This is a genomic window from Shewanella intestini (assembly GCF_018221465.1).
Lineage (GTDB): Bacteria > Pseudomonadota > Gammaproteobacteria > Enterobacterales > Shewanellaceae > Shewanella > Shewanella intestini.
Genome location: NZ_JAAIKR010000008.1, coordinates 45,891 through 63,450 on the forward strand (window position 1 = coordinate 45,891; position 17,560 = coordinate 63,450).

A 17,560-nucleotide genomic window follows, 5' to 3' on the forward strand; every position below is an offset into this window, starting at 1 on the left:
TATTCATTCATTTAATTAGCCAGCATTAGGCTGTCGTTGTTAATCTAAACCGCTTAGGGTTTATGCCAATTGATAGTTAATATCCACTATTTTTTACTCAATGGCGTTTATTGACTTACGGTTAACTTGTCGCATTTTTTTATCACTTATCGCTAAACATCTAACACTTAGGTTTATTGCTAAATATGCTACTTGGCATTTTTCAGCTTTAACATCCGCATCAAGGTTTGGTCTTTATCAAAAAAATGGTGTTTAAGCGCCGCCAATGTGTGAATGAAAACTAACCCGATTAAGGTATACGCTAACCATTGATGAATATTGCCTGCAACCACAGCTTGGTCGGCTATCAATACCTTAGGTGCGGGCAGTTCAAACCAATCAAAAACCCAAATTGAACGACCATCAGCAGTAGATATCAATACGCCAGAGAACATAATGCTCAGCATAATGAGATACATGCTGCGCTGCGCCCAACGCGCGCTTAATTGCTGCCATTTTTTATGCTGTGCTAAAGGGGCTGGCTTTATATTCACCATGTTCCAAAGCAGGCGTAATAGGGTTAAAAGCAGTAATATCAAGCCAACACTTTTATGAATATGCGGCGCTTGTTGATACCACTGGCTGTAATAACTTAAATCAACCATCCACCAACCTAACCCAAACAGCCCAATAATGAGCGCGGCACTAAGCCAATGCAGCAAAATGGCGATAATGCCATAACCACTTAACTGGTTTTTAAACATGGTTGTCCCTTATTTCACTGCTATTACTTGTGCTTTGGTTGAACGGTAATGTAGCCAATATTAAACCGGTTTATCATTTAATCTTGCGCCCGCAACTAGCGAGCAGTAACAAGATATCGGTTAATAACCCAGTAATATATACCAAGCTTATCTCATCTATTGTTTAATATCGCTCAATCAGTCTTAGTTGATACATTATGAGACGTACTTTAATGGAAGATAAATGTGCCGATAAGTAATAAATCGTCAATAATTGCGCATTAACTAGGCTAACAATTCAATTAAGCCAAAAAACCACTTGCACGTTAAAATTCATCACTATAATATGTGGCCACTTCAATGACATCAGCGTTTACGCCAATGTTATTGCAGTAGCCAACTAACGCTTTAGTTTAGTTGCCCGAATAGCTCAGTCGGTAGAGCAGAGGATTGAAAATCCTCGTGTCCCTGGTTCGATTCCGGGTTCGGGCACCACAATTTATTTAATAGTGTGTCACTGTTAAAAAAATTAGCCGGTATAGCTCAGTTGGTAGAGCAACTGACTTGTAATCAGTAGGTCCCGAGTTCGACTCTTGGTGCCGGCACCATATACAGACAAGCCACTCAATAGAGTGGCTTTTTTGTGGGCTAAACTTGCCCTTCCCAGTTCAGTTAACAACCTAGCCAGCTATCAAGCTAATCAGCTTTCAAGTGTTTATTCCACTGCATATCAAACAATACTGAATCGGCGATGATGAGCATTTGAAACTAAATCAGCCATTTTTTATATCAACCTCTATAGCAAACGGCTAAGATCCATCCAAACAACCCAATAAGCTGAAAAATCACTTGCAGGATAAAACACATCTCTATAATATGTGCGCACTCCAAACAACATGGGTTAACGCTTACGTTAAGCTAGTTTGTAGTAGACAACTAACGCTTTAGTTTAGTTGCCCGAATAGCTCAGTCGGTAGAGCAGAGGATTGAAAATCCTCGTGTCCCTGGTTCGATTCCGGGTTCGGGCACCACAATTTATTTAATAGTGTGTCACTGTTAAAAAAATTAGCCGGTATAGCTCAGTTGGTAGAGCAACTGACTTGTAATCAGTAGGTCCCGAGTTCGACTCTTGGTGCCGGCACCATATACAGACAAGCCACTCAACAGAGTGGCTTTTTTGTATCTGTCATTAATCCTTCACCCAATTAACGACTTCCATTTGCTACTTTCAAGCCACATTGATTATTGCCTATAGCGCGTATTTAGCATAACTCTCAAGATACCTCCCTGAGTTTTAAACTGTTACCTATATCCCCCATTGTTAAATGCGAATCCAAATCGAATATCAAAATAATCCCTAAATCGAATACCGGAAACAACCCCTAAATAGCGTGCCTAAAAAACCTCTGACGCTTAATACCAATCGCTTACTCAAACAGCAACGCAACTGCGATCGTCAGGCAACAAAAAGGCGACCACTTGGTCGCCTTTTAGATTAACGCTGTTCTTTATTGCTATTTTCTATGGCAGTTAGCACCAAAGCAATAAGTCAGTTCAGCTTAACCGATTTTAACGCGTGCATTACGGAACATACGCATCCATGGGCTATCTTCGCCCCACTCTTGTGGGTGCCAAGAGTTAGCTACCGTTCTAAACACACGCTCAGGGTGCGGCATCATAATCGTCACGCGGCCATCAGTAGAACACAGGCCTGTCATACCATTAGGCGAACCATTTGGGTTTAGCGGGTATTGTGTTGCTATTGCGCCATTACCGTCAACATAACGCAGTGCAATTGTGCCTGACGCTTCTGCTGCGGCTAATGCTTGTGCTGATGCAAACTCGGCTAAACCTTCACCGTGAGAGACTGCAATCGGCATACGAGAGCCAGCCATACCAGACAAGAATGCTGATGGACTATCTTGTACTTCAACCAAGCTGAAACGCGCTTCAAAACGCTCTGAGCGGTTACGAACAAAACGTGGCCAGTGCTCACTTCCCGGGATGATTTCTTTTAAGTTAGATAACATCTGACAACCGTTACATACACCTAAGGCAATGCTTGAGTCACGTTCAAAGAAACGACTGAATTCATCACGCGCGCGGTTGTTAAATAAGATGGATTTAGCCCAACCTTCACCAGCACCTAATACGTCACCGTAAGAGAAACCACCACAAGCCACTAGGCCTTGGAACTCTTCTAGACTAATACGACCGGCTAAAATGTCTGACATGTGAACGTCGCGACTTTCAAAGCCTGCGCGGTCAAATGCTGCAGCCATTTCAACATGCGAGTTAACCCCTTGCTCACGTAAGATTGCCATTTTAGGTGCAGCACCTTTAGCAATATATGGCGCGGCAACATCTTCACTTGGGTTAAAGCCTAATTTCACTTTAAGGCCTGGAGCGTCAGCAACTTGTTTAAGCTCAAACTCTTCTTTAGCGCATTCCGGGTTGTCACGTAATGCTTGCATACGGTAAGTCGTTTCAGACCAAAGGGTACGCAGAGCCGTACGCGTGTCTTCAAATACCACACGCTCGCCATCTTTAATGCTAATGCTGTTACCTGCAACTAAGGTACCGATTGCATGACAAGCGACGCCTTTTGCGGTAAATGCGGCTTTAACTGCGTCAACATCAGTTTGAGCCACTTGGATTACGCCGCCTAACTCTTCGTTAAACAAACGCTCAATATCAGTGCCTTGTAATGAAGCAAGGTCAATATCTAAACCTGTGTTACCAGCAAATGCCATTTCCACTAGCGTGGTAAATAAACCACCGTCACTGCGGTCATGGTAAGCCATCACGCTTTGGTCATTTACTAATTGCTGCATCACTTCAAAGAAGCCAGCAAGTGAAGATGCTTTATCTAATGTTGGTGCAACGTCGCCCAGTTCACTGTAAACCTGTGCTAAACAAGAGCCACCTAAACGGTGTTGGCCGTTGCTAAGATCGAGCATCAATAATTGGCTGTCGCCTTTGTCGCTGCGAAGCTCTGGAGTGACCGTTTTACGAATGTCGTTAACCACGCCAAATGAGGTGATCACGAGCGAAAGAGGAGACGTTACCGTTTTGTTTTCGCCGTTATCTTCCCAAGCTGTCTTCATTGACATTGAGTCTTTACCCACTGGGATAGTCAAGCCAAGCTCTGGACATAAATCTTCACCGATGGCTTTAACCGCTTCATAAAGACCGGCGTCTTCACCTGGATGACCTGCTGGTGACATCCAGTTAGCAGATAACTTAATGCGTTTAAATGAACCGATGTCAGTACCGGCAATGTTCATGATTGATTCAGCAACGGCCATACGAGCAGAAGCGTCAAAATCAAGCAGTGCCAGCGGGGTACGTTCACCCATTGCCATCGCTTCACCGGCGTAGCTGTCAAAACTTGACGCTGTCACCGCGCAATCAGCAACAGGAACCTGCCAAGGGCCAACTAATTGGTCACGGTTAACTAAACCCGTTACCGAGCGGTCGCCAATGGTGATAAGGAAGGTTTTATCAGCAACGGTTGGTAATGTAAGAATACGTTTTACCGCATCTTTTAAATCAATCTTAGTTTGGTCAACAGCAGGAGACTGTGCTTTAGCTGACACCACATCACGGCTCATTTTAGGTGCTTTACCTAATAATACTTCAAGCGGTAAGTCGATTGGTTTGTCGTTAAAGTGACTGTCAGCCAAGGTAAGGTGACGCTCTTGTGTCGCTTCACCTACTACGGCAAATGGCGCACGTTCACGAGCACAAATATCGGCAAACTGTTGTAAGTTTTCTGGCGCTACTGACATCACATAACGTTCTTGTGATTCGTTACACCAAATTTCTAACGGGCTCATGCCTGGCTCATCAGATGGCACGTTACGTAGGTCAAATAAACCACCGCGTCCGCCGTCATCGACTAATTCAGGGAAAGCATTTGATAACCCACCAGCACCCACGTCATGAATAAACTGAATTGGGTTGTCATCACCAAGCTGCCAGCATCGGTCGATAACTTCTTGACAGCGGCGCTCCATTTCTGGATTTTCACGCTGAACTGAAGCAAAGTCTAAATCTTCACTTGATTGACCAGACGTCATTGAAGACGCGGCGCCGCCACCAAGGCCGATGTTCATTGCCGGGCCACCAAGCACAATTAATTTAGCGCCAACAGTGATCTCACCTTTTTGAACATGTTCTTCGCGAATGTTACCTAAACCACCAGCAAGCATGATGGGTTTATGATAACCACGCACTTCAACACCGTTATGGCTGGAAACTTGTTGCTCGTAGGTGCGGAAGTAACCTGTTAATGCTGGGCGACCAAATTCGTTGTTAAACGCCGCGCCACCTAATGGGCCTTCAATCATAATGTCTAATGGCGTCACAATGCGGTCTGGTTTGCCATAGTCGGCTTCCCAAGGTTGTACAAAACCAGGGATTTTTAAGTTAGACACGGTAAAACCGGTTAAACCCGCTTTTGGTTTTGAACCACGGCCAGTTGCACCTTCATCACGGATTTCACCACCAGAACCTGTCGCAGCGCCAGGATATGGGCTAATGGCAGTTGGATGGTTATGGGTTTCAACTTTCATCAACACATGCATTGGCTCAGTGTGATAGTTGTAAGTACCGTCTGGGTCGGGGAAGAAACGCCCTGCAACACTGCCTTCCATCACGGCGGCGTTATCTTTATAAGCGGATAACACATGTTCAGGCGTGGTTTCGAAGGTGTTTTTAATCATTTTGAATAATGATTTTGGTTGCACTTCACCGTCGATGGTCCAGTCAGCATTAAAAATCTTATGACGACAATGTTCAGAGTTGGCTTGGGCAAACATCATCAGCTCGATGTCATTTGGATTACGGTTTAGCTTAATGAAGTTTTCAACTAAATAATCAATCTCGTCATCAGCTAATGCTAAACCCAGTTGGGTGTTCGCCACCTCTAATGCTCTGCGGCCTTCACCTAAAATATTAACGCTTTTATATTGCGCTGGCGCTGTGCGTTCAAACAACACGCTAGCTTGTTCAAAGCTAGGTAAAATAACTTCCACCATACGGTCATGTAATAAGTTATTTAACTGCTTTTGTTGCTCAGCATTTAGTTCACTTGACTCAACATAATACGCAATACCACGTTCGAGGCGGGTCACTTGTGCTAAACCACAATTGTGAGCAATGTCAGTTGCTTTTGAAGACCAAGGAGAAATGGTGCCTGCTCGAGGGGTAACAAACACAAGTTGCCCTTGTGGTGAATGAGATTCTATCGCTGGACCATAAGTGAGAATTCGTTCGAGTTGCTGACGTTCATTGTCATCTAATGGCTGGGTTAAGTCAGCTAAATGGACATATTCAGCGTAGATATTGGACACAGGAAGTGCTGCACTGTCGCAGGCCTCCATGAGTTTTTGAACTCTAAATGCAGAAAGTGCCGGGGCTCCACGAAAGATTTCCATCACGTCTATTCACCTTATATTTGTATAGCAGGGTCAGAATTGGCGCTATTATAGGGAATTGACTAATACAAATCATCAGCTACAGCTTACTAAAACAGTGTTTCCCGCTACAGGAAATATGTAACGATTAAATTGCTTAAAAGCCCTGTCACAATCAGCTTTTGCCGGTTATTTTTTCGCCTAAAAGTGAGTTATTATGGATTCAGTTTTAGACGAGATGAACAACTAATGATAAAGTGACCATTGGCCTCACCTTTATTTAACATATAATTAGCATTAGCCATTATCTTATTGATTGTTGATAATCATCATTCTCATCAAATACATAATCAACTATAAATTCAATTCATTACGAGGTTACGCCCCCTAACGTTATGCTCAATAAACTCAAAATTGGTTTCTTTTTTGTATTTATAACCGCCTGTCAGCCGGTCAAAATAGACGAAATTGAAGTCGCCAACACACCAGTCAAGCGCACTGTTCTAAAGGTGGGGACATTGTATGGGCCACAGATTTATTTAAAATCTGAACATGGTGAGTCTGGTTTTGATTTTGAAATGGCGCAGCGCTTTGCAGAGTTTTTAGACGTAGAATTACAAATGGTGCCTTTTAATGACCGTAGCCATTTATTTAGCGCATTAAAAAACCAACAAATAGATCTTATTGCTGCAGGTATTTCTAAAACCCCAACCCGAGCTGAACAATTTAAACTAGGGCCAACTTTGTATTATGTTAATCAGGTTTTGGTTTACAAAGCTGGCCATTTTAGGCCTCGAGACATTAGTCAATTATCTGGCAAAGTGATGATACTGCCCGACTCTGCCGCCGAAAATACCTTAATAAACTTACAAAGTGACTTCCCTAAGTTACATTGGCAAACCGCTAAAAATATCGATTATGAAGCTTTGCTTGCCATGGTTGTGAGCGGCGAACTTGATTACACCGTCATCGACTCTAACAGTTTATTAATTTCACAGCGTTTTTTACCCGAACTGCGTGAAGCAATGACCTTAGAAGAAAAGACTGAAGTCACATGGTTGTTACCTGCTGACAGCGATGATTCTCTTATGAGTCAATTACTGACATTTTGGCACCAACAAAAACGTGCTGGTACCTTTGAATACCTTGATGAAAAATACTTTGGTCATGTAAAACGATTTGATTATGTTGATACCCGCGCATTTATTCGCGCCATTGATAATGTGTTGCCTGAATATCAAAACATGTTTGAAAAATATGCAGGCACACTTGATTGGCGCAAACTAGCCGCTACCAGTTATCAAGAGTCTCACTGGAATCCCAAAGCGCGATCACCTACCGGTGTTCGTGGCATGATGATGCTCACCAGACCGACTGCGTCATATGTTGGGGTTAAAAACCGACTTGATGCAGAACAAAGTATCCGCGGTGGGGCGAAATATTTACAAAATATGCTTGATAGATTGCCTGAGTCTATCCCTGATAATCAGCGTACTTGGTTTGCTTTAGCATCTTACAATGTGGGCTTAGGCCATGTAGAAGATGCCCGTAAAATGGCACAATCGATGGGGTTAGATCCGAGTGCTTGGCGAGATGTAAAAAAGGTTCTCCCCCTATTGCAGCAATCTAAATATTACAAACAAACCCGCTATGGTTATGCCAGAGGCGGCGAAGCGGTTTATTATGTGGACAATATTCGACGTTATTACGACACCTTAGTGTGGGTCGATAATCAAACCAAACAGCTTAATGAGAAAAACAACCTAGATGCAGTGCCAGATGGTGAAATTGTCGCAGAGGAAAAAATTAACCCAATATTAGAATCGGCTCAATAATCGCTACAAGTTCACACATTTTGCAAACAAAAAAACTTGGTTGCAAGCGTAGAACTGTTTACAATACATCGGCCTGATAAATGATAGAGAATGCGTTATTCTCGGAGCCGTTATGCGTAAACAATCGATGATGAATACCTCGACTCGCCGCAGAATTATGATGAAACGTCAACGACGTAGAACGCATGAACGTCAACGTTCACACTTCTTGTATTGGTGGCCAACCGCGCCTTCGCCTAAAGAAGAAGAAAGCTAACGTCCCCCCTTAATTCCCCATTAGTCTAAATTAACCAAGCACAATGTTAACCACATTGATTATCTTGTTTGGTCTTGGGTTTGTGCTTGGCGCTTTGCTTGTTTGGCCGCTTTAATTTCTGCGCGTCTGCGTTTAAAAAATTGGCTTAGTTGCGCAGCACATTCTTCTGCTAACACCCCTTTTGTCACCTCAAGTTGATGATTAAATTGCGGGTGTCGTAATAAATCCACCACACTGCCCGCCGCACCCGTTTTAAGGTCATCCGCTCCATAAACCACTCTTGCTATACGACTATGTACCATTGCCCCTGCGCACATTGAACAAGGCTCTAAGGTGACATATAACGTAGTATTTAACATACGATAGTTTTTCAGTACTTTACCTGCTGCTTGTATGCATTCTATTTCAGCATGAGCGGTAGGGTTATGTTCACAAATACTTAAGTTGTAACCGCTTGCAATCAGGGTATCATCTTGCACTAACACCGCACCGACTGGCACCTCGCCTTTAGCTTCAGCAAGCGTTGCTTGTGCCATTGCCACGCGCATCCACTTTTCATCGAGTGCGGCTTGCTCGACAGACACTGTTGGCGTAACGTCGATATCAGTTAATTCCGAATCAGAACAAGTAGTTGAAGGTGTTATAGAATTGGCTTTTGATGCAGTAACTGTAACCTTTTCGACCACTTCAACAGCGGTGCCGGTGACGTTATCATCGGCATCGGTATTAAGGGTTGATTTAGCAACTATATTGCCCGTTTTGGTTTCAGACATACTTGTCCCTTGTAGATGATTTTCAACATGCCATAACCCGTCATTCAGCCCTGCCATTATACTTTGCTATAAACACAAATCACCAAGCAATTGAGGCATAACATTAGTCGCATAACATTAATGACATAAGCGTTAATAATGATATGGCAGCACTTGCATGCAGCAACGTACCTTAAATGACAAAGGTACTTAACAAAAGCGATAAATAGCCTTTATTAACCACTTTTGGTAATAACAACACGTCATAAAAACACTTAAAAACAGAAACAATTAACATAAAAAAGGCGCCTAAGCGCCTTTTATGGTTATTTTACCGTCAACTGAACTTAAGTCAGTTACGTGTTATTCCCACTCAATTGTTGCAGGTGGCTTACCTGAAATATCATAAACCACACGTGAGATACCATCGATTTCATTAATAATACGGTTAGACACACGGCCTAAGAAATCATACGGTAAGTGCGCCCAATGGGCTGTCATGAAGTCAATAGTTTCCACTGCGCGCAGCGACACAACCCAATCATATTTTCGACCATCGCCCATTACGCCAACAGAGCGTACGGGTAAGAATACAGTAAATGCTTGGCTGACTTTATGGTAAAGGTCAGCTTTATGCAGCTCTTCAATAAAGATAGCATCCGCTAAGCGCAGTAAATCACAATATTCTTTTTTCACTTCACCTAATACGCGCACACCTAAACCCGGCCCAGGGAACGGGTGACGATAAAGCATGTCATATGGCAGTCCGAGCTCTAAACCAATTTTACGCACTTCATCTTTAAATAATTCACGTAATGGTTCAACTAACCCTAATTCCATATCATCTGGTAACCCGCCCACATTGTGGTGCGATTTAATCACATGTGCTTTACCCGTGGCGCTGCCAGCAGATTCAATCACATCAGGGTAAATAGTCCCCTGTGCAAGCCACTTTGCATTGACACATTTTTTAGATTCTTCATCAAAGATATCAACAAACACATGACCAATAATTTTACGCTTAGCTTCTGGATCAGCTTCACCAGCCATGGCGTCAAGGAAGCGATTTTCAGCATCAACATGGACAATATTCAGTCCGAAATGATCGCCAAACATGTCCATGACTTGCTCCGCTTCATTTAAACGTAGCAGGCCGTTATCAACGAATACACAAGTCAGCTTATCACCAATTGCGCGATGCAATAACATCGCAACAACTGATGAATCAACACCACCTGAAAGCCCTAAAATAACTTCGTCATCACCGATTTGCTGCTTTAAGCGCGCCACGGCATCTTCGATAATTGATGAAGGTTTCCAGTTAGCTTCACATTGACAAATGTCTAATGCAAAATGCTCAAGCATGCGTTTTCCTTGGCGAGTGTGAGTCACTTCGGGGTGGAATTGCACGCCGTAGAATTTCTTGTCTTCATTAGCCATGGCAGCAAATGGACAGGTTTCGGTGTTAGCAATAGTGACAAACCCTTCTGGGATTTCAGACACTTTGTCACCATGGCTCATCCATACATCAAGCAATGGTTTACCGTCATCACTTAATGCATCTTCAATGCTTTTGAATAAGTTTGATTCAGTTTGCACTTCAACTTGTGCATAACCAAATTCACCTTCACCCACACCTTGAATCACTTTACCACCAAGCTGCTCTGACATGGTTTGCATGCCGTAACAAATACCTAATACAGGTACACCCGCAGTAAATACATATTCAGGGGCACGAGGTGAGTCTTTGGCGGTAACACTTTCAGGGCCGCCAGCTAAAATAATACCATTAGGAGCAAATTCTTTAATTTGCGCTTCAGATACATCCCAAGCCCAAAGTTCACAATAAACGCCAATTTCGCGAATACGGCGGGCAATCAACTGAGTGTATTGCGATCCAAAGTCTAGGATCAGGATTTTATGATCATGAATGTTGCTCATGGGATACCTTATATCTGTTTTTTTTAAAAACTGTATTCAGTGTAGGAGTACATCACCCCCAGCTTTAGTTTGCTTTAACGGCAATTTTGTTATCACTGAGGTTGAAAAAAAGCGGCATTTAATGCCGCTTAGGTCGATTAAGCACCGCTACGGTAGTTCGGCGCTTCTTTACTTATCGTCACGTCATGGACATGAGACTCACCCATGCCAGCAGAAGTGATTTTTACAAATTCAGCTTTTTCATTAAGGTCTTTAATGGTTGCACAACCTGTTAGCCCCATACATGAACGTAAACCACCCATATGTTGGTGAATGATTTCTTTTAACTTGCCTTTGTAAGCCACACGACCTTCAATACCTTCTGGTACTAATTTGTCTGCCGCGTTATCACTTTGGAAGTACCGGTCAGATGAACCTTGCGTTTGTGTCATTGCACCAAGCGAGCCCATACCACGGTATGATTTATAAGCTCGGCCGTTATAAAGCTCTGTTTCACCTGGGGCTTCGTCAGTACCTGCGAACATAGAACCTGCCATGATGCATGATGCTCCCGCAGCCAGTGCTTTGGCTAAGTCACCAGAGAAACGAATACCGCCATCAGCAATCACAGGAATATCTAAATGTTTAACCGCTTCAGCAGCATCAGATACTGCTGTAATTTGTGGTACACCCACACCGGTTACAATCCGTGTTGTACAAATTGAACCAGGGCCAATACCAACTTTAACCGCGTTAACACCGGCTTCAACTAACGCTAATGCGCCTTCAGCCGTTGCCACGTTACCGCCAACAATTTGTAGATCAGGGTAAGCTGCGCGAGTATCGCGAATGCGTTGCAAAACACCTTCAGAATGGCCATGAGATGAGTCAATTAGTAGTACGTCAACACCCGCGTTAACAAGTGCAGCGATACGCTCTTCGTTACCCGCACCAGCGCCAACTGCAGCACCAACACGTAAACGGCCTAATTCATCTTTACATGCATTCGGTTTTTGTTCTGCTTTTTGGAAATCTTTAACGGTAATTAAACCCGCTAGTTTGAAGTTGTCATCTACAACCAATACTTTTTCAACGCGGTGTGAATGCATTAGCGTTTGTACTTCATCTAACTTAGTGCCTTCAACAACGGTCACTAAGCGATCTTTTGGGGTCATGACTTCTTCAACTGTCATGTTCCAATTCGTCACAAAACGTACATCACGACCAGTAATAATACCGACAAGTTCATTGGCGTCATTAATCACTGGGTAGCCCGCAAAACCATGACGCTGGGTCAATTGCTTTACTTCAGCAAGTGTCGTTGTTGGTTTAACCGTAACAGGTTGTTGAACAATTCCCGCTTCGTAAATTTTAACTTGTCTGACTTCTTCAGCTTGCTGTTCAATCGTCATATTCTTATGAATAAAACCTAAGCCGCCTTCTTGCGCCATTGCAATGGCTAAACGAGCTTCTGTGACGGTATCCATAGCGGCAGAAACAATAGGTGTATTGAGTTCGATTGTTTTAGTCAGTCGCGTTTTAACAACGGCTGTATTTGGGAGGACGGTTGAGTGAGCTGGCACTAATAGAACATCATCAAAAGTTAGTGCGTCATTTCTTAATCTTAACATGCAACATCTCCCAGGAGTGGTAGGTAGGAAAGGGTAAATATTGCGGCGGGATTATACCTTGCATATAGCAGTCGGTAAATGGGAAAATATATAAAATACTCATTTGAACGGGTTTTATTATGCCGTCCACAAAAAACAATGTTTTCACGGTTTCACGGTTGAATGGTGAAGTGCGTAATTTACTCGAAAGCCAACTTAGTAAAGTGTGGTTAAACGGCGAAATTTCTAATTTTTCATCCCCCAGTTCTGGCCACTGGTATTTAACATTAAAAGACAGTCGCTCCCAAATTCGTTGCGCCATGTTTAAGGGACGCAATCAAGCTGTACGTTTTAAACCCGTTAACGGCCAGCAAGTCTTAGTCAAAGGTAATATTAGTGTTTATGAACCCCGTGGCGATTATCAGCTTCTACTTGAGTCGATGCTGCCTGCCGGTGATGGTTTGCTCGCACAAGAATATGAAGCATTAAAGCAAAAGCTTGCCGCGCAAGGGTTATTTGCTGCAGATACCAAGCGTACGCTGCCAAATCATATTCAACGTATTGGTGTTGTCACTTCAGCTACTGGGGCAGCGCTGCGCGATATTTTACAGGTTTTACAACGCCGTGATGCCTCCGTAGAGGTGGTAGTGTACCCAAGCCAAGTACAAGGGCGCGCTGCCAGCCAGCTTATATGCCAAGCCATTGAACTTGCAAATAAACGCTTAGAAGTTGACGTGTTGTTAGTCACTCGTGGTGGTGGTTCATTAGAAGATTTATGGTGTTTTAACGATGAACAATTAGCCCACACCATTTATAACAGTGCCCTACCTGTTATAAGCGCTGTTGGCCATGAAATTGATACTACTATTAGTGATTTTGTTGCCGACCTTAGGGCTCCAACGCCATCTGCCGCAGCTGAGTTATTATCTAAAGACAAAGGTAATAAACAAGAAAAATTGCAGCTGGTGTTTCATCGTCTACGCCAAAGTATGCGTCACTATCAGTTACACCAACAGTCGATACTAGATAACGTTAATCATCAATTTCAACGCCAAGATCCACAGCGTCAACTGCAACAATTTGAACAACGTTTTGATGAATTACAACTTAGGTTACAAAGCGTTTTAACCGACAAACTGAACCAGCACACTTTGCAACAACAACGTTTGCAGCATCGTTTACAGCAATGTTCGCCAGCGCAGTTTATTCAAATAGAGTCCAATAAGTTGGTATTTTTACAACAGCAGTTAGTCAGTAATATGCAGCGTAAATTGTTTGATGCCAGTAATCGCCTTGCTAATGCAGGGCATCAACTTGATACAGTTAGTCCGCTGGCGACATTAAGCCGCGGTTATTCCATCACTAAAGATGCGCAAGGTAAGGTGGTCACAGACTCTGTGCAAGTAAAAACTGGCGATACACTTACCACATCACTTGCTTCAGGTGAATTAACGTCGGTTGTAAATTAAATCGCTAGATTGATTCAATAATTACATTACAGCTTACTTTTTATTTATTATATTTCGTGTCATCAAAGATGCTGGTGAATATCAATGAGTATTCACCACTTCAAGCAGGTTTAACGACAAAGCCGGATCCATTGTTTGGCATTTATTTTAGGCGCTCATGCCGCCAATTAAGACAGATACAATATAGGTATATCCATGTTAAAAATCATTTCCAACGACGACTTTAAGCAATTTAGTCAAAATGCTCAAAATGCACCGCGTCATCGTAGTCACCACAATTTACATGACACCCTTGATGCTGGAGTACAGCGGCTGTTTATTTCTACTGAGCCTGATACCTATATGCGTCCACATCGTCATAGCGAAGCCCACAAATGGGAGTTGTTTTTAGTATTAAAGGGACAATTAGATTTATTAATCTTTAATGAACAAGGCCAAGTAACTGCACGCCATAGTTTGTCACCTGACACTAACCGTGCCATTGAGATCCCGCCAAATACTTGGCATGGCTATGCTTGCATGCAATCTGGCACCGTTGGTTTAGAAATTAAAGAAGGGGCTTATATACCGACGCCAAAAGAAGATTTTGCAGCTTGGAGTCCAGCAGAAGGCGAGTCAGGCGCTGATGATTACCGTAACTGGATGCGCAGCGCGCAAGTGAATGACGCATTTTAATATCAATGGCAATATCAAAGCGGGCTAAACATTATTTCGCGAATTGATAAAGCCAGTTGATAAAGCCAATTGTCCCGCATGCATGTAAGCACATCAATATGCGTAAATAACAGCCAATAAAAAAGCCTGAATCAGGCTTTTTTATTATTGAGCACAAATTATTTTTTGCGATCTTTTAGATGACTGACTGCGCGTTTACGACGACGCTCTTGGCTTAACGTCAGTTTCTGCATTTTACCATCAAACGGGTTAGCCCCTTCATGGAAGCGTAACTGAATTGGCGTACCAACCACATTCAATGAGCGGCGGAAGTAGTTCATCATATAACGTTTGTACGAGTCAGGCAGTTTGTTAACCTGATTACCATGTACAACCACAATCGGTGGGTTGTAACCACCTGCATGAGCATATTTAAGTTTCACACGGCGACCGTTAACCAATGGTGGTTGATGATCGTCTTGCGACATTTGCATAATACGCGTCAGCATTGAAGTACTTACACGGCGTGTCGCACTGTCATACGCTTCTTCAATTGACTCATATAAATGGCCAACACCAGTGCCATGTAATGCAGAAATAAAGTGAATACGGGCAAAATCAATAAACCCAAGGCGACGGTCTAATTCGCTTTTAACGCGATCTTTGACACCTTGATCAATACCATCCCATTTGTTCACCGCAATCACTAAAGCACGACCCGCGTTCAAAGCAAAACCTAATAAACCTAAGTCTTGTTCGGCAATGCCTTCACGCGCATCAATGATCAACAATACAACGTTTGAGTCTTCAACGGCTTTGAGTGTTTTAACGACCGAGTATTTCTCAACCATTTCGTGTACTTTTGCACGCCGACGCACACCCGCGGTATCAATTAATACATACTCGCGGCCTTCACGTTCCATTGGAATATAAATACTGTCGCGAGTCGTGCCAGGTTCGTCATAAACCACTACCCGCTCTTCACCAAGAATACGGTTAGTTAGTGTTGATTTACCTACGTTGGGTTTACCAATAATCGCCAGTTTAATCGGCAAACTTTGTAAGCGTGTTTGTTCAGCTTCCGCTTCTTCTTCAGTGTACTCACGTACTTCGGTATCTTCGTCTTCATCCGTTTGACGAACAATGCCCATGGCTTCAGCAAATGGCGTTAAAGCGTAATCAATCATATTGGTGACACCGCGCCCTTGCGCCGCCGCCATTTGATATACTTCACCTAAACCGAGCGACCAAAATTCAGCACAGGCTGAGTCTGCGTCAATACCGTCAACTTTATTGGCAACCACAAAGGTCACTTTATCGCGACTACGCAAATGTTGTGCAATGGCTTGATCCGCTGCAGTTAAACCTGCGCGCGCATCGGTCATAAACAATACAACATCAGCTTCTTCAATAGCGGCCAATGACTGCTCAGCCATTTTGGTTTCGATACCTTCTTCAGTACCGTCAATCCCGCCTGTATCAACAACAATAAACTCGTATCCAGCAAGGAACGCGCGGCCGTATTTACGGTCACGGGTTAAGCCAGGAAAGTCAGCTACCAATGCGTCACGAGTACGTGTTAGACGATTAAATAAAGTCGATTTACCGACATTGGGTCGCCCAACAAGGGCCACTACAGGGATCATGATTTTGCCTCTAATAAAACATTCAATAAAAAGCCCCCGGAAAGCTTCCAGGGGCTCTAAAGCATATTATAACTTATTGCTTAAGGTAGCGTGACAGTAACAACTTTACCGCTGCGCCCTTGAACATAAATTTTGCCATCAACCACTAATGGTTGCGAATATAGACCATCGCTGTCTATTTTAATACGGCCAACAATCTTACCGTTTTCGCGTGAAATAAAGTGCAAGTAACCTTCATAGTCACCCACTACAATATATGGACCAACAACGGCTGGAGAAGTTAATGAGCGGTTTTTTAACTCGGTATTATTCCAAACTTCTAAACCATTGCGTTTATCAACAGCATAAATTCGACTGTGATCATCAACCACAAACAAATTAAAGCCGCTTTCTGCTAATTCATTAAAGCTTGAATACTTACGGGTCCACTTAACGCGCCCAGTACGTAGCTCCATTGACACTAAGTTTCCATTATAACTGACCGCATACAAACTATCGCCAGAAATAAGCGGTGTCATGTCAACATCAGCCATACGGGTAAACTCATTACCGCCTTTGGGGTTAAATACGGTTTGTTCCCAAGCAGCTTGGCCATTTGACTTCACAATTACAGACACTTTGCCATCGGCGGTACCAATAAAGAAACCACCTGATTCAAATGCTGCAGAACCTGTACCGCGTAAAGTTAAGGTTGGCAGTTGCATTTCATGCGTCCACACATTTTCGCCGCTATCAACATTAAACGCTTCAAACGCACCTTTACTGGTACTAACGGCCACGACATCGTCACCAACTGTTGGTGCTGACAGTAATTCCCCGTCTGTAAATGTTGACCATGAAACTTCACCGGTTTCTTGATCAAGTGCCACCAACAAACCAGACTCACCGCCCACAAAGACTTTATTACGTGCGGCGGTTAAACCAGCAGCAATACGAATACCTTTGGTTTTGGTGACAAGCTTGTCTTCCAATGCATCCGTTAAGTCTACTTTCCAAAGCTGCTCGCCACTGTCTTTAGCAAAGGCAGTTACAATACCTGAACGGTCAGCAACAAAAATTTTGTCGTAGCGTACAGCAGGTCGCAATTGCGAATAATAATTACCGACACCATCGCCTACGCTTTCATCCCAGCTAATTTGTGGAAAAACGGTTGCTTGAATATCAGTCAGTTCGCTTACAGGCTCATCTTCAACATCATTTGAAGAACAAGCCGTCATTAGCGACATGCTTAGGCCAATGGCCAATAAATTTTTACACCACGACTTCATTGGCGATT

The 17,560-nt window shown here is 43.2% G+C and carries 11 protein-coding genes and 4 tRNA genes; 8 read left to right on the forward strand and 7 right to left on the reverse strand.

What is annotated here, in order from left to right; genetic code table 11:
- Positions 1 to 188: 188 nt before the first annotated feature.
- The gene (locus G3R48_RS09655) at positions 189 to 743 is read right to left on the reverse strand and encodes a cytochrome b (RefSeq protein WP_153662791.1); all 555 of its coding nucleotides are present in this window, start codon (positions 741 to 743) and stop codon (positions 189 to 191) included.
- 398 nt (positions 744 to 1,141) lie between these two features.
- On the opposite strand from G3R48_RS09655, the gene G3R48_RS09660 reads away from it, so the two are divergent.
- The 4 genes from G3R48_RS09660 to G3R48_RS09675 all read left to right on the forward strand — a co-directional run bounded on the left by G3R48_RS09660 (position 1,142) and on the right by G3R48_RS09675 (position 1,866).
- Positions 1,142 to 1,217, forward strand: a tRNA-Phe gene (locus G3R48_RS09660).
- Between the two features lie 37 nt (positions 1,218 to 1,254).
- Positions 1,255 to 1,330: transfer RNA gene (locus G3R48_RS09665), tRNA-Thr, on the forward strand.
- Positions 1,331 to 1,677: 347 nt separating this feature from the next.
- Positions 1,678 to 1,753: transfer RNA gene (locus G3R48_RS09670), tRNA-Phe, on the forward strand.
- Positions 1,754 to 1,790: 37 nt separating this feature from the next.
- Positions 1,791 to 1,866 (forward strand) — tRNA-Thr (locus G3R48_RS09675).
- 415 nt (positions 1,867 to 2,281) lie between these two features.
- On the opposite strand, the gene purL is transcribed toward G3R48_RS09675, so the two are convergent.
- Positions 2,282 to 6,163: a phosphoribosylformylglycinamidine synthase gene (gene purL, locus G3R48_RS09680; RefSeq protein ID WP_153663009.1), complete on the reverse strand. Its 3,882-nt coding sequence runs from the start codon at positions 6,161 to 6,163 to the stop codon at positions 2,282 to 2,284.
- Positions 6,164 to 6,537: 374 nt separating this feature from the next.
- Between purL and mltF the strand changes: the two genes are divergently transcribed.
- Both mltF and G3R48_RS09690 read left to right on the forward strand, forming a co-directional pair.
- Positions 6,538 to 7,977 carry a membrane-bound lytic murein transglycosylase MltF gene (gene mltF / locus G3R48_RS09685; RefSeq protein WP_153662793.1) on the forward strand — a complete coding sequence of 480 codons (1,440 nt, stop codon included), beginning with the start codon at positions 6,538 to 6,540 and terminating at the stop codon, positions 7,975 to 7,977.
- A gap of 112 nt (positions 7,978 to 8,089) precedes the next feature.
- Entirely contained in the window at positions 8,090 to 8,233 is a 144-nt protein-coding gene (locus tag G3R48_RS09690) for a hypothetical protein (RefSeq protein ID WP_153662795.1), read from the forward strand.
- A 59-nt stretch (positions 8,234 to 8,292) separates the two neighbouring features.
- Here the strand turns inward: G3R48_RS09690 and tadA are convergent, their stop codons facing one another.
- From tadA to guaB, 3 genes are all read right to left on the reverse strand, one after another.
- Positions 8,293 to 8,835, reverse strand: coding sequence for a tRNA adenosine(34) deaminase TadA (tadA, locus tag G3R48_RS09695; RefSeq protein WP_323741257.1), 543 nt, complete (start codon positions 8,833 to 8,835; stop codon positions 8,293 to 8,295).
- Positions 8,836 to 9,348: 513 nt separating this feature from the next.
- Entirely contained in the window at positions 9,349 to 10,926 is a 1,578-nt protein-coding gene (gene guaA / locus G3R48_RS09700; RefSeq protein WP_153662797.1) for a glutamine-hydrolyzing GMP synthase, read from the reverse strand.
- 137 nt (positions 10,927 to 11,063) lie between these two features.
- On the reverse strand, positions 11,064 to 12,536 hold the full coding sequence (gene guaB / locus G3R48_RS09705; RefSeq protein WP_153662799.1) for an IMP dehydrogenase: 1,473 nt from the start codon (positions 12,534 to 12,536) through the stop codon (positions 11,064 to 11,066).
- Between the two features lie 119 nt (positions 12,537 to 12,655).
- Between guaB and xseA the strand changes: the two genes are divergently transcribed.
- Both xseA and G3R48_RS09715 read left to right on the forward strand, forming a co-directional pair.
- Positions 12,656 to 13,984 (forward strand): exodeoxyribonuclease VII large subunit, encoded by a 1,329-nt coding sequence (xseA, locus tag G3R48_RS09710; RefSeq protein WP_153662801.1) that lies wholly within the window; start codon positions 12,656 to 12,658, stop codon positions 13,982 to 13,984.
- 195 nt (positions 13,985 to 14,179) lie between these two features.
- Complete coding sequence (locus G3R48_RS09715) at positions 14,180 to 14,659, forward strand: WbuC family cupin fold metalloprotein (protein WP_153662803.1); 480 nt, start codon at positions 14,180 to 14,182, stop codon at positions 14,657 to 14,659.
- A gap of 158 nt (positions 14,660 to 14,817) precedes the next feature.
- Here G3R48_RS09715 and der read toward each other — a convergent pair whose 3' ends face one another.
- Complete coding sequence (gene der / locus G3R48_RS09720; RefSeq protein WP_153662805.1) at positions 14,818 to 16,284, reverse strand: ribosome biogenesis GTPase Der; 1,467 nt, start codon at positions 16,282 to 16,284, stop codon at positions 14,818 to 14,820.
- An 80-nt stretch (positions 16,285 to 16,364) separates the two neighbouring features.
- Positions 16,365 to 17,552 (reverse strand): outer membrane protein assembly factor BamB, encoded by a 1,188-nt coding sequence (gene bamB / locus G3R48_RS09725; protein ID WP_153662807.1) that lies wholly within the window; start codon positions 17,550 to 17,552, stop codon positions 16,365 to 16,367.
- Positions 17,553 to 17,560: the final 8 nt, after the last annotated feature.

Bases quoted from the DNA above. Each gene is read 5' to 3' on its own strand.
- G3R48_RS09655 (WP_153662791.1), bottom strand. From the start codon at position 743: ATGTTTAAAAACCAGTTAAGTGGTTATGGCATTATCGCCATTTTGCTG.
- purL (WP_153663009.1), bottom strand. From the start codon at position 6,163: ATGGAAATCTTTCGTGGAGCCCCGGCACTTTCTGCATTTAGAGTTCAA.
- mltF (WP_153662793.1), top strand. From the start codon at position 6,538: ATGCTCAATAAACTCAAAATTGGTTTCTTTTTTGTATTTATAACCGCC.
- G3R48_RS09690 (WP_153662795.1), top strand. From the start codon at position 8,090: ATGCGTAAACAATCGATGATGAATACCTCGACTCGCCGCAGAATTATG.
- guaA (WP_153662797.1), bottom strand. From the start codon at position 10,926: ATGAGCAACATTCATGATCATAAAATCCTGATCCTAGACTTTGGATCG.
- guaB (WP_153662799.1), bottom strand. From the start codon at position 12,536: ATGTTAAGATTAAGAAATGACGCACTAACTTTTGATGATGTTCTATTA.
- xseA (WP_153662801.1), top strand. From the start codon at position 12,656: ATGCCGTCCACAAAAAACAATGTTTTCACGGTTTCACGGTTGAATGGT.
- G3R48_RS09715 (WP_153662803.1), top strand. From the start codon at position 14,180: ATGTTAAAAATCATTTCCAACGACGACTTTAAGCAATTTAGTCAAAAT.
- der (WP_153662805.1), bottom strand. From the start codon at position 16,284: ATGATCCCTGTAGTGGCCCTTGTTGGGCGACCCAATGTCGGTAAATCG.
- bamB (WP_153662807.1), bottom strand. From the start codon at position 17,552: ATGAAGTCGTGGTGTAAAAATTTATTGGCCATTGGCCTAAGCATGTCG.